The 14,711-nt window shown below is 41.6% G+C and carries 13 protein-coding genes and 1 other annotated feature; of the genes, 1 reads left to right on the forward strand and 12 read right to left on the reverse strand.

Translation table 11 applies throughout. From position 1 onward, the window contains the following. Positions 1-9: 9 nt before the first annotated feature. From ACORHV_RS05645 to mecA, 12 genes are all read right to left on the reverse strand, one after another. Positions 10-1,014: an NADP-dependent oxidoreductase gene (locus ACORHV_RS05645; protein WP_000261421.1), complete on the reverse strand. Its 1,005-nt coding sequence runs from the start codon at positions 1,012-1,014 to the stop codon at positions 10-12. A gap of 212 nt (positions 1,015-1,226) precedes the next feature. After that, entirely contained in the window at positions 1,227-1,595 is a 369-nt protein-coding gene (locus ACORHV_RS05650) for an EXLDI protein (protein ID WP_009013639.1), read from the reverse strand. Positions 1,596-1,657: 62 nt separating this feature from the next. Next, the gene (locus tag ACORHV_RS05655) at positions 1,658-2,560 is read right to left on the reverse strand and encodes a DUF2268 domain-containing protein (protein ID WP_001166696.1); all 903 of its coding nucleotides are present in this window, start codon (positions 2,558-2,560) and stop codon (positions 1,658-1,660) included. A gap of 228 nt (positions 2,561-2,788) precedes the next feature. Continuing rightward, complete coding sequence (gene rplL / locus ACORHV_RS05660; RefSeq protein ID WP_001196964.1) at positions 2,789-3,157, reverse strand: 50S ribosomal protein L7/L12; 369 nt, start codon at positions 3,155-3,157, stop codon at positions 2,789-2,791. A gap of 74 nt (positions 3,158-3,231) precedes the next feature. Next, positions 3,232-3,732: a 50S ribosomal protein L10 gene (rplJ, locus tag ACORHV_RS05665; RefSeq protein WP_001287274.1), complete on the reverse strand. Its 501-nt coding sequence runs from the start codon at positions 3,730-3,732 to the stop codon at positions 3,232-3,234. 38 nt (positions 3,733-3,770) lie between these two features. Next, positions 3,771-3,906 (reverse strand) — a sequence feature (ribosomal protein L10 leader region). Between the two features lie 61 nt (positions 3,907-3,967). Next, the gene (locus ACORHV_RS05670; protein WP_000870139.1) at positions 3,968-5,227 is read right to left on the reverse strand and encodes a TRZ/ATZ family protein; all 1,260 of its coding nucleotides are present in this window, start codon (positions 5,225-5,227) and stop codon (positions 3,968-3,970) included. 100 nt (positions 5,228-5,327) lie between these two features. Further along, positions 5,328-7,076 carry an ABC transporter ATP-binding protein gene (locus ACORHV_RS05675; RefSeq protein WP_000828807.1) on the reverse strand — a complete coding sequence of 583 codons (1,749 nt, stop codon included), beginning with the start codon at positions 7,074-7,076 and terminating at the stop codon, positions 5,328-5,330. Between the two features lies 1 nt (position 7,077). Further along, positions 7,078-8,802, reverse strand: coding sequence for an ABC transporter ATP-binding protein (locus ACORHV_RS05680; RefSeq protein ID WP_000681722.1), 1,725 nt, complete (start codon positions 8,800-8,802; stop codon positions 7,078-7,080). Between the two features lie 59 nt (positions 8,803-8,861). Continuing rightward, positions 8,862-9,800: a peptide-methionine (R)-S-oxide reductase MsrB gene (msrB, locus tag ACORHV_RS05685; RefSeq protein ID WP_000818177.1), complete on the reverse strand. Its 939-nt coding sequence runs from the start codon at positions 9,798-9,800 to the stop codon at positions 8,862-8,864. A gap of 260 nt (positions 9,801-10,060) precedes the next feature. Next, a complete protein-coding gene (thrB, locus tag ACORHV_RS05690) occupies positions 10,061-10,930 on the reverse strand; it encodes a homoserine kinase (protein ID WP_000692419.1) in 870 nt (289 codons plus the stop codon). 1 nt (position 10,931) lies between these two features. After that, the gene (locus ACORHV_RS05695; RefSeq protein WP_434397723.1) at positions 10,932-12,218 is read right to left on the reverse strand and encodes a homoserine dehydrogenase; all 1,287 of its coding nucleotides are present in this window, start codon (positions 12,216-12,218) and stop codon (positions 10,932-10,934) included. Positions 12,219-12,365: 147 nt separating this feature from the next. Continuing rightward, a complete protein-coding gene (mecA, locus tag ACORHV_RS05700) occupies positions 12,366-13,106 on the reverse strand; it encodes an adaptor protein MecA (RefSeq protein WP_254735688.1) in 741 nt (246 codons plus the stop codon). Between the two features lie 122 nt (positions 13,107-13,228). Between mecA and ACORHV_RS05705 the strand changes: the two genes are divergently transcribed. Further along, the gene (locus ACORHV_RS05705) at positions 13,229-14,707 is read left to right on the forward strand and encodes an oligosaccharide flippase family protein (protein ID WP_227945990.1); all 1,479 of its coding nucleotides are present in this window, start codon (positions 13,229-13,231) and stop codon (positions 14,705-14,707) included. Positions 14,708-14,711 lie beyond the last annotated feature (4 nt).

A 14,711-nucleotide genomic window follows, 5' to 3' on the forward strand; every position in this document is an offset into this window, starting at 1 on the left:
ACCTCTCTGCTACTCTCTTACTTTTATAACCTTCTTACCTCGAGTGTGTCCCGACTTCAGACTACGATATGCCTCTCTAACAGACTTTAGAGAAAAATCATAAACCTGATCAATATTCAGCCGAACCTTCCCATCTGAGACCATTTCCGCTAGAACTCTAAAATCATCATATGTGGAATGTCTCGGACCCGTGAACTGAGCACCTCTTATCATAACATATGGTGAAGGTACTAACGTTCCAATAGCAGTGCCCTTCAATCCCAAACTGAAAGCCAATTTAACATAATCACTTCCATAGCAATCCAAGAACTTTGTAATCGGCGTTGGACTTGCTGATAGAAGAGCATTCTGGATGTTTCCTTCGTAAGCTACTGGTATGGCACCTAAGGACTTTAGATAATCTGAATTTTTCTTACTTGCAATTCCAATAACTGTCGCACCTTTAGCAACTGCATACTGTACTGCGATACTTCCAATACCACCTGCTGCTGCTGAAATAACTACAACATCTTTAGAGTTTAGATCAATCTTTCTAAAAGCACCTCCCACTGTTAGAGAGGCTACACCCATAGTAGCTGCATGGTTCATATCAATCATCTCTGGTTTCAACACAATTTCTGATTCATTGACACAAACTTCTGTTGCCAAAGCTCCCCTCTTGGTACCCAATCCAGGGTCACTGATCATTGTTCCAAAAACCTTATCCCCTACTGCAAACCGATTTACTCCTTCACCAACTTCTGTGATAACTCCAGCAAAATCCCGACCAACACCTCTTGGAAAAAGAGATGATTTTGACTCAAACCAACGACTTGGCTTCCTGAGTTTTGTCATAAAAGATAGAAATCGGAGTGGCTTTGCACCTTCAAAAGTCTTATAATCAATAGGATTTAAACCAACTGCATGAACTTCTACCCTCACTTGATTCAGTTTCAAAGAATCAGATTTAATGTTCACTAAATCTAACACTTCTTCATCACCGAAACGACTATATTGTATTGCTTGAACAACCATTGTATGAACTCCTTTACACATCTACAAAATTGAGTGAGCACTCAATCATTTTTTTGATTATACACTTATTCTTCATAGATTTCAACTATACTGTTTCTACAATTTCTAACTAAGTTAGCTGTTCATGATAAAAATAGATCTATTTTCCCTTATGAAAAATTATCAAACTATAAATTAGAGAAATCCGACTGCTTATGAAAGCAGTCGGATTTTTATATATCTAATTTTTCAAAAAATTTGCCTGCTGACCGCTTTTCTTTTAGCTTCTCCAGCAGCTCATCCTCTATAAAAGGAGTCAGGTCGTCAAAATCTTGGCAAACCTTAAAAACCGTCTCTCTGTCCAACTGGCCATAAGCTAGCTCATAATAGTCCTTATTATGATGCCAGTTCTGGTCATAGTTGATATCTTTCCGTTGATAGTAAACAATGTTTTGCTTCGGTGTCAGGTAAAGCTTCTGTGTTAGAATACTTTTCTGATCTTTGGACAACTTGCTACGACTGAAAATCTTAACACCTTGAAAGATCTTGCGCTCATGGATACCTTGATTTGTAACTTTTAATTCAACTCTTTTATAGTGCATATAGTCACCTCCAAAAATTACTTTCATTATATCAGACTCTGGCAGATTTTCAAGCAAAAGTGTCATTTCCAAAAATCTTTAGTCGCCTCTAAAATCTGTTCCGTTGGTGTCACAGTTGCTTCAATAATAGTTTTGCCAGTCATTTTCAGATAGGCTTGTATCAGATGATAGCCATAAGCATAGCCCGCAGCATAAGGCATTCCAACTGGTATCTGACCCTGTATCTTAGCTATTTCATCACCGTAGAGATATGGTGCCATTTCCGCCATCCCCGTTAGCTGAAGCTGACTTGAGATGATGGGCTTAATCTCTTCTAACTGCTCTGGACTGGTTGAAGTAACCCAAGGCCCAATGAGATCTTTGCCATAGAGCTCAGCAGCAAAAAACTCTGCCAATCCTTCACTGACTACCCAGTCTGCTAGTGTCGTCTGCTGGTTCCATTTGACAAATTGAAAGCGGACATTGTGATTGCACTCATGGGCTAACGCCGCCTGCACACGGGGTAAAGTATAGTCATTTGGTAGCAGACTAAGCATGAGGTAGCCTGGAATTCCACCATCTCCACTATAACCCTTATTGAGCTGTAACATGGGCTTTTCAGGGTTGCCCAATAAAATAGTAAAATGGTAATCCTCAACCTCTAAGTCATAGCCAGCCTGCTCAAAAAGACCAATACTCCTCTTGATGGTATTCTGGCAGTCTTGCCAGAGTTGATCAGAGCTCAGAGCGTCGATAGCTGGTCTATCCTTCTCTGACAGAGTTCCGGGTAGCTGATTCATAAAACCAAGTAGGAACAAAGCATCAAATCCTCCGGGATACTTGGCTTTCAGAGGAATATGTTGAGTTTGGTATTTCGTAGCAAAAGGTGCTAATATTTTAGCTCGAAAACAGCCCTCTCTCTTTTCCAAAGGAAGCTCGAGCATCTCTTGGTAAACTTCATCTGAACGAATCATATTGATTTGCATAGTAATCTCCTTTCTTATCTATTATTAGTATAATCCCTTACCTAAGGTCAGAGTCAAGAAGAAAATTGAATTTCTATCAAGATTCTAGTAACTGTTAGAAAAAGCACCCTAGAACTTTCGTATCAGACTATAATTTAGAGGTAGATTTACCATTCTAAACAGAAAAAACCGCTACTCCTAAGAATAGCGGTTTAATCATGTTTTTAAGCTACTAATGTAGTTGCTCTATTATTTAAGAGTAACTGAAGCTCCAGCTTCTTCCAATTTAGCTTTGATTTCTTCAGCTTCTGCAGTTGGAACGCCTTCTTTGATGACACCTGGTGCACCATCAACAAGTTCTTTAGCTTCTTTAAGTCCAAGACCTGTGATTTCACGTACAACTTTGATAACGCCAACTTTTTTGTCACCAGCAGCTGTCAACTCAACGTCAAATGAATCTTTAGCAGCACCAGCGTCAGCAGCACCAGCTGCAGCAACAGCTACAGGAGCAGCTGCAGTTACACCAAATTCTTCTTCGATAGCTTTTACAAGGTCGTTCAATTCAAGGATTGAAGCTTCTTTAATTTCAGCAATAATGTTTTCAATGTTCAATGCCATTGTTATTTCCTCCAAATAAGTTTTTAATTTTATAATAGTTTTTCCGTAGCTAGGCTACGCTGCGTAGCTTAAGATTAAGCTGCGTCTTCTTTGTTGTCTGCAACCGCTTTGACTGCAAGAGCAACGTTGCGCACTGGCGCTTGAAGTACAGAAAGGAGCATAGAAAGAAGTCCTTCGCGGTTTGGAAGAGTTGCAAGAGCAACGATTTCTTCTTTAGATGCGACAGCGCCTTCGATTGCACCACCTTTGATTTCAAGTGCTTCAGCGTTTTTAGCAAAATCGTTCAAGATTTTCGCTGGTGCGATAACATCTTCGTTAGAAAATGCTACTGCAGATGGTCCAACAAATACTGATGCAAGATCTTCAAGACCAGCTTTTTCAGCTGCACGACGCAAGATTGAGTTTTTAATGACTTTATACTCAACTTCGCTTCCACGAAGCTCACGACGAAGAACTGTATCTTGCTCAACTGTCAAACCACGAGCGTCTACAACGACGATAGATGCAGCAGCTTTCATTTTTTCAGCCACTACGTCAACTAGTTCCGCTTTTTTAGCAATAATTGCTTCACTCATTAGTGTGTTCACCTCCGTAATTATTTTGCTTGGGGAATTTTTCCAAAAGAAAAACGCGCCCAAACCTAGACACGAAAGTACAATACGCTTCTTTTTACATGATACGTTTTGTCCTCGGTAGGATCTTTATGAGTCGAGCTCCCCTACTGTCTTAGGCAGTTTTTTCAAACCGTATATAAGTATAGCATAGACAAAAAAAGAATGCAAGATTTTTGCAAACTTTTTTTAAAATTTTTTAAATCTCTACTGTCAAAACTTTGCCTTGCTTAACCACCTGTTCTCCAGCGATATAAACATCGTCAACATCACTGGATTTGACAGCATAAACCAGGTGAGAGAGCATATTTTCCTGAGGTTGAAGATGGATTTTTCCTTGTGGTTGAATGACCAGAAAATCTGCCTGTTTGCCAACTTCTAGGCTTCCTATCTGATTTTCCATTCCTAGAACCTTAGCCCCTTCGATTGTCAGTGCCTTAAGGGCTGTCTCGATAGGGAATTGGCTGGCATCTCCACTCTTCATTTTCTGAAGAAGGGCTGCGGTCCGTCCTTCCTCAAACATATCTAGATTGTTATTGGAAGCAACTGAGTCAGTCGCAATTCCGACTGCTACTCCTGCTTTTTGCAGTTGGATGATTGGAGCGATCCCTGAGGCCAGTTTGAGGTTACTAATAGGATTGTGAGCGATGGCCACTTGAGAGGTTGCCAAACGTTCAATTTCTCTCTCGTTTAATTCGACCCCGTGAGCAAAGACAGACGGATGATCTAAGTAACCTAGTTCTTCTAGAAATGCGAGGGGGCGTTTGCCGTATCGTTTCAGGATAATTCCTGATTCCTCCTTGGTCTCCGCCACATGGATATGGATAGGAATGTCCAGCTCTTTTGCCATATCTAAGCTTGCTTCCAGAAGGTCTCTACTACAACTGTAGGGAGAATGTGGAGCCACCATAACCTTGAAATTTGGGTTTTCATATCCTAAGATTTCCTCTATGATGGCTCGTGTTCTGCTCATAGTCTCAGCAGTTGATTCTGCCTCTGAAGAAAAGAGGGTCGGTGAGAAATAACCACGCATCTTGGAAGCTTTGACTGCCTGATAAATTTGCTCAATCGCCACACCATTGGGATTATACATATCGTTGAAGCTTGTTGTTCCTGACTGGAGCATCTCTGTCAGAGCCTGCTTGACTGCTATTGTAGTCATGTCAGGAGTGAAGTCTGCTTCTGCTGGCCAGATATAGTCATTGAGCCATTCATGGAGATTGCTGTCATCTCGGATCCCTCTCAATCCTGTCATAGCTGAATGGGTATGGCAATTGATCAAACCAGGCATAATCCAGGCTCCCTGATAGTCTATAATCTGCTCGGCTTGATTTAAAATTTCTTGTTTCTCTTGACCGACATAGATGATTTGAGAGTCCTTAACGGCTAAGATACCATCCAAATAAACATGGAAATCTTGGTCACAAGTCACGATATTTAGATGATGATAGACTTTCATTGTTTTCTCCTTCTAAGACCCTAATTTTTTCTAGCTATTGTAACAAAAAAGTCACCCGAAGGCAACTCTTTTTATCCATAAGATTTCAAAATAGAAAGGATTATTCAGAGCTAAAAGCCGCAGCCTTTTGCATTTGGTAATACTTGCCCTTTCTAGCCATGAGATCCTGATGGTTACCATGCTCCACGATGTCACCATCCACCAAGACTAGAATCAGATCCGCATCCTGAATGGTTGACAGGCGGTGGGCGATGATAAAGCTTGTTCGCTCTTTCATGAGTTTGGCAAAGGCATCCTGTACCAGCACTTCTGTCCGCGTATCGATGGAGGAAGTCGCCTCGTCTAAGATGAGAATCTTGGGAATAGCTAGAAAGACACGGGCAATGGTTAAAAGCTGAGCCTGACCGACAGAGAGAGATTCTCCTGCATTTTCCAACTTGGTATTGTATCCCTGTGGCAACTGTTGGATGAAAAAGTCTGCGTTGGCTGCTTTTGCGGCAGCAATCACCTGCTCCCTACTGGCATCAGGATTTCCAAAGGCAATATTGTCATGAATGGTCCCTTGCTTGAGCCAGGTTTCTTGGAGTACCATCCCAAACTGCTGTCTCAATGACGCTCGGGTATAATCATAAATGGATTGCCCATCTAACAAGATATCTCCCGAGTTAATAGGATAAAAACGCATGAGGAGATTGATAAGAGTTGACTTACCAGCACCTGTCGGACCAACGATGGCTACCTTGCTACCAGCTGGGATATCGATAGACAAATCCTTAATCAAGATCCTTTCAGGATTGTATCCAAAAGAAACATGCTTAAAGGAAATGGCTCCCTTAACTTGGTCACTGGTCAAGATTTCCTTACCTGTTTCAACAACCTCAGGACTTTCTAAGACAGCATAGACACGCTCTGCACAAGCTAAAGCACTTTGCAACTCAGCTAAAACAGAAGAAATATCATTAAAGGGCTTGGTGTACTGTTGGACGTAATTCAAAAAAGTCACTAAACGTCCGATGGTCAAGGTGGACCCCATCATGATTCGATAAGCTCCTACTCCAGCAAGAAGAGCATAAATGAGTGCGTTGACAAAGCGAGTTGAAGGATTAACCGTTGATGAATAAAAGATGGCTGACTGAGAATAGCCTGCATAGTTGGCATTAGCCACATGCAGTCTTTGGATAAACTCTGTTTGAGCATTGAAGGACTGGATAATAGTTTGCTGGCTAAGAGACTCTTCAATCAACTGAGTCTGAATTCCTCTCGTCTCCGTTTGCTTCTGGAAGAGGTGATAAGATCTCTTGGCAATAAAGCGTGAAATCACCATGGACAGGGGCGTCAACAGCAAGACCAAGAGGGCCATGAGGAGATGAATTTGGAGCATGGCTAGAATACTAACCAAAATCATCAAAACACCAATGAAAAATTGATTGAAAATCATGGTTAAGCCGGCTGCCAGCTGTTCTATGTCTGTGGTCACACGACTAACCATCTCTCCACTGCCCTGCCGATCCACAAAAGCAATCGGTAACCGATGGAGCTTATGAATGATTCGCTCCCGCAAGTCTCTGGTATAAGAGAAGATTAGACGATTATAAAGAAGAGGATTGGCCCATTGTACCAGTGTATTTCCTATGATCACCAAGATCATCTGGATGAAAATCTGCCAAAAAACTGGTGAAGAACCAGTTACGAGGACCTGGTCAATGACCTGCCCAATCAAGATAGGTAGGTAGATCGATAAAGCAACTTGGGCAATAGTTCCTAGAAAGGCAAGGAAAAGGAGGAAAGGATGGTTTGCTAAATCTATGGCCAAACGTTTGAGCGTCTGGTTTGCGGTTTGTCGTTTCATGCTAGTCCTCCTTTCCATGTTGGGATGCATTGATTTCGCGATAGACTTGGCTAGTCTTCATTAATTCCTCGTGCTTGCCAACAGCTAGTAACTCACCTTTTTCCAAGAGGAGAATCTGGTCAGCCATCTGAAGTGTAGACGTTCGTTGAGAAATCAAGATTAAGCTCGTGTTAGGTAAATTCTCTCGGATAGCTTTCAAGAGTTTGGACTCAGTGATGGTGTCCAGGGCCGAGGTCGCATCATCTAGGATGAGAAATGGAGCTTGTCGCAAGACTGCTCGGGCAATAGATAGCCTTTGTTTTTGTCCACCTGAGAAATTTCGTCCTCCTGCCTCAACTAGGGCATCCAAAAGTCCTTCCTTTTCACTGACAAAATCCTTAGCTTGCGCAATTTCCAAGGCCTGCCAAAGTTCTTGGTCAGACACTTCTCGATTGAAACCTAGAGTCAAGTTGGAACGAATAGTTCCTTTAAAAAGTTCGACTTTTTGAGGTACATAGGCAATCCAAGACCGCCACTGCTCAAGATTACGAGGACTACATCCATCTCGATAAAGGTCAATGCTCCCCTTGTCTGCTGGATAAAGACCAAGTAAGACTTGCACCAAGCTTGATTTACCTGAACCAGTTCCCCCGATGATACCAAGGATCTGCCCTTGATTCATATCAAAGGAAATGTTTCTCAGAGAAGGCTGGGCCGCATCAGGATAGGTAAAGGTTAATTCTTTGACTTGCAAAACACGATCACCGGTAGCTTGCTTTTCTTCTAATTCTGAAAAAATATCTTCTGGAGCTTCGGTAAAAACTTCCTCAATTCGCTTGGCTGAGATATAGGACTGGTTGAGGGAATTGATCAGCATGGCAAGCTTAACCAATTCCACCAAGATTTGCAAGAGATAGTTGATGAGGGCAATGAGGGCACCTTGACTGAGTAAACCTCCTTGAATTGAAATATAGCCCTGCCAGATGATGACGAGAAGAGTTCCATTAACAATCAGATAGGTCAGAGGTGTTAACAAACTAGACCAGAAACCCGTCTTTTCTTGCAATCTAGCATAAACTTGGTTAAGGGTTTGAAAAATCTGTAACTCTCGTTTTTCCTGACCAAAAGCACGAATAACTCGCATGCCTTGTAATTGCTGGCGCGTTTCCTGAACCAGCTGATCCGTTTTCTTTCTGAGACTGCTGTAGAGAGGATTGACCAGTCGAGAGAGACCGACAATGACAATCGTCAAAATGACAACCATAACTAAGAACCAGAAAGTCAGCTCAGCCGAGATGCGATAGGCCATAAAAATGGCTCCAAAAACGATAATAGGCGCTCTCAAAAAGAGGCGCAGGAATTGATTGATACCAGTCTGAATCTGGTAAGTATCCGAAGTCAAGCGAGTCACCAAGCTAGAAGTTGTCAAACGATCTCTGCTGTCCTTGGGTAAGGAAAGAATATGACGATAAAGGTCGTCTGTCAGTTCTTTGGCAAAACCCACCGCTGCCTTGGCTGAGTAAAACTGGGCTACCAAGGCCACTAAAACGCCAATCACTGCAAAGATAAGGAGCAGGCCAATCTGCATCCAAAGGTGCCCTTGATCTCTCTGGGGCAAGGACTGGTCAACAATCCCTGCAATCACCATGGGAACCAAGAGTTCAAAAACAGCTTCTAGCAGCTTGAACAGGGGTGCTAGAATCGACTCTTTGATGTAGGGTTTGAAGTAAGATAGTAAGTGTTTCATAAATCCCTTCTATTCTTATTCTGGAAATGAAGAAAGTGGGAAGCCCCACCCTCTCAGTTTTATTTGTTTAAGTAAGGTAATAGATAGCCATATCCTGCTTTTTCCATCTCATCCTTGGCTATAAAGCGTAAGGAAGCAGAATTAATACAGTAACGGAGGCCACCTAACTCCTGAGGTCCATCTGTGAAAACATGACCCAAGTGAGCATTGCCTGAGCGAGAACGAACCTCGATTCGCTCCATTCCATGGCTCAGGTCCTTGTAATAGTGAATCAACTCCTTAGAAATCGGACGACTAAAACTTGGCCAACCACAACCTGAGGCAAACTTATCCTTAGCAAAAAAGAGTGGCTCCCCTGTCGTGATGTCTACATAAATCCCCTCTTCAAAAGTTTGGTCATAAGCATTACTAAATGGAGCCTCTGTAGCAGCTTCTTGCGTAACACGATAAGACTCTTCAGTTAAGCTTTCCTTTAACACCTCTTGACTAGGCTTTTCATAGTTTGAGGCGTCAATCAATGGCTTCTCAGCATCGGTCACATCGATATGACAATAACCTGAAGGATTTTTCTTGAGATAGTCTTGATGGTAGTCTTCTGCTAATATGTAGTGGCGAAGTTTCTCCACCTCTACTGCAATCTTTCGACCCAGCATGCGCTCCTGCTCCTGCACCACTGTGTAGATAGCTGGCAAGTCTGCTTCATCCTGATAATAGATTCCCGTTCGATATTGGCGACCACAGTCATTCCCCTGCTGGTTAATAGACACTGGATCAATAACACGGAAATAATAAAGCAAAATCTCTCTGAGTGACACAGCTTTCTCATCATAAATTACTTGAACCGTTTCTGCATGGTCTGTTTCCTTGAGCAACTGGTAATTGGTCGTTTCGACTTGGCCATTAGCGTAGCCGACACTGGTTGCTAGCACTCCAGCAATTCGGGAAAAATACTCCTCTAGGCCCCAAAAACAACCACCAGCTAGATAAATTTCTGCCATCTTTATTTCTCCTTTATCAAGTTTTTAAACTAATACTCTTCGAAAATCTCTTCAAAGCACGTCAGCTTACATCTGCAACCTCAAAACAGTATTTTGAGCTAACTTCGTCAGTTTCATCTATAACCTCAAAACCATGTTTTGAGCAACCTGCGGCTAGCTTCCTAGTTTGCTCTTTGATTTTCATTGAGTATAAACTTCTTTTCAAAAAAAGGATAGGAAGCCCTTTAATCAAGACTTTCCCCATCCTATCTTCTATTTCTTTACTTTGTTTCGACACGGACACCTTGCGTATCAACTTTCAAGTCATGCAGTTTGCCTTTGAAAGGTTGCTTTTGCAATTCTGCCTTAATAGCCGGCATCTTGTCATGAGAGGCCAAGACCATCACTGTTGGTCCGGCACCAGAAAGGTAGGTCGCATAGGCACCATTCTCTTTGGCTACTTGCTTAATCGTCGCAAATTCACGGACCAGACTTTGACGATAGCGCTCATGGAAGAGGTCCCCCTCGATTGCTTGACCAGCTGTCACCATATCTCCTGCTAACAAGGCTGCAACGGCCACATTGGCGATCGAACTAGCTGAAACAGCTTCCTTGTAGGACAATTTCTTAGGAAGGACACCACGGCTGTCTCGGGTACGCAATTCATAGTTGGGAATATAAGCTAGAAAATCACACTCTGGGAAGTCAGCCACAATCGCTGAAACATTTCCTTCAACAGAACTTGCAATAACGAGATTGCCGTAAATTGCTGGAGCTACATTGTCAGGATGTCCTTCAATCTTGGTAGCCAACTGCAATTTGTCGTGGTTAGATAAGTTGAGGTTGCCTAATTGGTTGGCTAGTTCAATCCCAGCAACGATAACCGAGCTAGAAGAACCCAAACCACGCGCCAAGGGAACATCACTGGTCATTTTCAAGCGTCTTGGTTGCAAGTCCGGCGCAATTTGCAAGGCAATCTTAAGCAAAAGATTACGCTCGTCATGGGGAATCCATTTGCCAATCTGGTGTTCAATCAACCACTCATCTCGTTCTTCACAGACCTCAATTTGAAGATACTTGGTTACAGCTACACCGACCGAATCAAAACCTGGCCCGATATTGGCACTGGTTGCAGGTACAATAATCTTCATCCTATTCTCCTAACACCTTGAAGGTATTCAAGAGGTCAAATTCTGAAGCTTTGGCCAACTCAGCTGAAACATTCTCAAGCTGTGCTTTATTAATCTTATGAGTGATAATCACTACACGCGCTTTGTCACCCTCTTTGCCATCTTGGAGGATTTGCTTGAAGGAAATATCTTGAGCGTTGAAAATCTCAGCCAATTTCAAGACCTGACCTTTTGAGTCTGGTGCCAAGATTGAGAAATAGTAGTTTGCTTTAACATCTTCAGGATTTGCCAAGACCAAATCACGGCTGTATTCGTTGAAGTCTTTACCAATGGTACCATCATTCAAGCGACGAACGATACGGACAATATCTGCTACAACACTTGTCGCAGTTGGTTTTTGACCCGCACCTGGTCCGTAGTACATCGATTCACCAATGCCTATAGACTTCACAAAGACTGCGTTCATTACCCCATTCACACTGGCAAGTGGATGTGCTTTAGGAAGGAAAGTTGGAGTCACTTCTGCAGCAATACCTGAAGGAGTTTCCTCGATAGAACCAACCAATTTCACTACATAGCCAAGGTCTTGGGCTACAGCTACGTCTTCTGGTGTGATGTTACGGATTCCCTTGTGGGCTACATCGTCAAAGGCAACCTTCATACCAAAAGCAAACTGGCTCAAAATCACCATCTTGTAGGCTGCATCAATCCCATCAACGTCATTTGTAGGGTCGCTTTCTGCAAATCCAAGTCTTTGCGCTTCAGCCAGAGCATCATCGTAAGACCAGCCTTCTTCCACCATCTTGGTCATCATGAAGTTGGAAGTTCCATTAACAACGCCAAGAACGCGCGTAATTTTGTCAGAAGCCAATGAATTTGCTAGAGTGCGAAGAATTGGAATCCCACCAGCTACAGCTGCTTCGTAGTAAAGTGCTACATTATGCTCTTTAGCGATTTCTAGCAATTCTGCACCATGGACAGCCAAAAGGTCCTTGTTGGCAGTAACAACGTGTTTCCCAGCTTCTAAGGCACGAGTGATAAAGGTTTTAGCTGGTTCGATACGCCCCATCAATTCCACTACGATTGTAATGCCCTTGTCTGCTAAAATATCATCTACATTGGTTACAAAGTTAAAGTCATTTCCTGCTGCAAGCAAGCGGTTCTTTTCATCTTCATCCTTGACCAATACCTTGGCTACTTCAATCTCAGAATGAGCTGACTGAACGATTTTTTCTCCATTTTCCTTTAGGAGGAATGGCACACCACTTGCCACGGTACCAAATCCAAGTAAAGCAATTTTAACTGTCATGTTTGTCTCCTAGAAATTTTCTGATATAGCCATTATAACAGAATTTTATGAAAATTCCTATTATAGTAAATCACTATTTCGGTCTAGAAAAGAAAAAACGAATCCCATGATTCGTCTTTCTTGATAAATGAAAATTGATTTTGAAAATTATGAACGAATCTTTTGAAGACCGAACACAGCGTCGTGATTGATCAAGATGTGACCATACTCTTGTAAGACCGAACGGCTGATGTCACTGTCGTCAGCAAATTCACGCATACGAGCCAAGAGCCAGGCTGGATATGGACTAGGATGATTCTCCACATCAACTAAGATTGTCAAATAGTAGTACCCATTCATCTTATAGAGTTCAGATGTTTCCATCTGGTAGTTAACCGTCTTTGCAAAAGCAACCAAGTCAGCAAGGCTTGAAAAGCGCAGGATATAGTAGATATAAGGTTCTTTCTTATTCTCAGTCTCCTTGTTCGCTTGCTCCAACTCCTCTTCCTTAGCCTCGACCTGTTCTAGTGATTGGATGGCCTCTATATCATCCTTGGTCTTTTCTGCGATACTTTTTTCCAAGGTTTTGAGAAATTCGTCTGGTGACATTTGGGCCAACTCTTCCATATCAGGTAGGTCCGTCAAATCTTCAAAATCCAGATTCTGGTCAATCTTGGACTTGGTCACAAAGACATCGACCTTATCTGGTTTTGGCGTCACACGGAAACTCAGCATGCCACTATCCAAGAAATTGTCTGGCATCTCTAATTCATCTAAAATAGCATAGAAAAACTCTTCTGTTTTTTCCTGAGGAACGAGAAAGTCTGCAATCTCCATTCCACGATCCATCAAATCATCTAAAGTCATCGTGATTTTCAGTGTTGTATCACTAATTTGTTTCATCTTCATATCTAGTAACCTCATACTTTCAGTCTATCTATTATACTAGATTTTTACGATTTTATCAAAAGAATGAAGCGAGAATGTGATATAATACTAGAGATGATTTTAGATTTAAGAAAGAAAGTTCAATGAAAAATATAAAAGTCAATGCCTTGGCCAGCTTGCTGGTCAATATTCTCAATATCGTTTTTCCACTGATAACCAATCCTTATCTGACGCGGATTCTCAGCAAATCCAATTACGGTTATTTCAATACAGCCAATACCTGGGCAAGTTTCGTTATTCCACTAGCTGCCTTTGGAATATACAACTACGGGATTCGAGCTATTAGTAAGGTCAAGGATGACAAGAATAAAATCAACTACGTCTTTTCTAAGTTGTTTTATATCTCGGTTTTCACCTCTCTCCTGACGACAGGTATCTACTTCCTCATTATCTTCTTTGACACCAGCATTGAGAATCTGAAAGTCCTCTACTACATCCTAGGGGCCCAAGCACTCTTCCAATTTCTCAATATCGAATGGATGAACGAGGCTTATGAAAACTATGCCTTCATCCTCTACAAAACATTAATTATTCGAATTACCATGCTGGTCGCTATCTTCGCCTTTGTTAAAACGGCAGATGATATCGTTCCTTATGCTATCGTTATGACAGCGACCACTATCCTCAACTACCTGCTCAGTTTTCTTTGGATTAAGAGAGAAGTTTCTTTTGTTAAAATTGGATTCGTCGAATTAGTCAAAGCTTCTAAACCGCTCTTCACTATGCTTCTCTTAGCAAACGCTAATATGCTTTACACCTTGCTAGATAGAATGTTTATCACCAAGGGACCAGATGAAAACTATATTTCTTATTATACAATTGCCTATAGTATCGTCATGTTGATTGCCAGTGTCTTGAGTGGAGCTATCAACGTCAGTATTCCACGCCTTGGCTACTATCTCGGTAAAAAGGATTACAAGTCCTATAATTATCTCGTGAATCAAGCGGCATCCTTATTCTATTTCCTTATGGTTCCAACTAGTATCGGGATTATGATATTGGGACGGTACGCAACTGTTATTTATTCTTCTGAAAAATATCTTGAAGCGGGTATCGTAACTAGCGTCTTCGCTTTTCGTACCATCATTTGGGCTATTGAGTTGATTCTTGGTAAACAGATTATCTTTATCAACGACCATGAAAATCGCTTAACAGCCTTCTACTTCCTTGGTGGTGGTGCCAATATACTATTAAATAGCATCTTGTATTTCAATAATATTTTTGCACCTGAGTATTACATCGCTACGACCATTATCGCAGAAACTATCGTCGTTTTACTTGAAATTCATTTTATCAAGAAACACCAACTGATTAGTTTAAAAGAAATTTTTATAACCTTAACACGTTATAGCCTCATATCCCTTGGTTTTATCCCAATCTTCTATATTTTCAAGATGATTTTCCAAATCAATTCCTACACAGTAAACTTTAATATGATTCTCATGGTTCTTTCTACCGTGGCAACTTGTGGTATCTATTACCTCTTGACCCTCTTTATTACCAAAGACAAAACACTCCACTATGCACTGAACCTTTTACTTGCTAAATTAAAACGAAATTAAAAAA

The sequence above is a fragment of the Streptococcus sp. KHUD_016 genome (genome assembly GCF_051106465.1).
Lineage (GTDB): Bacteria > Bacillota > Bacilli > Lactobacillales > Streptococcaceae > Streptococcus.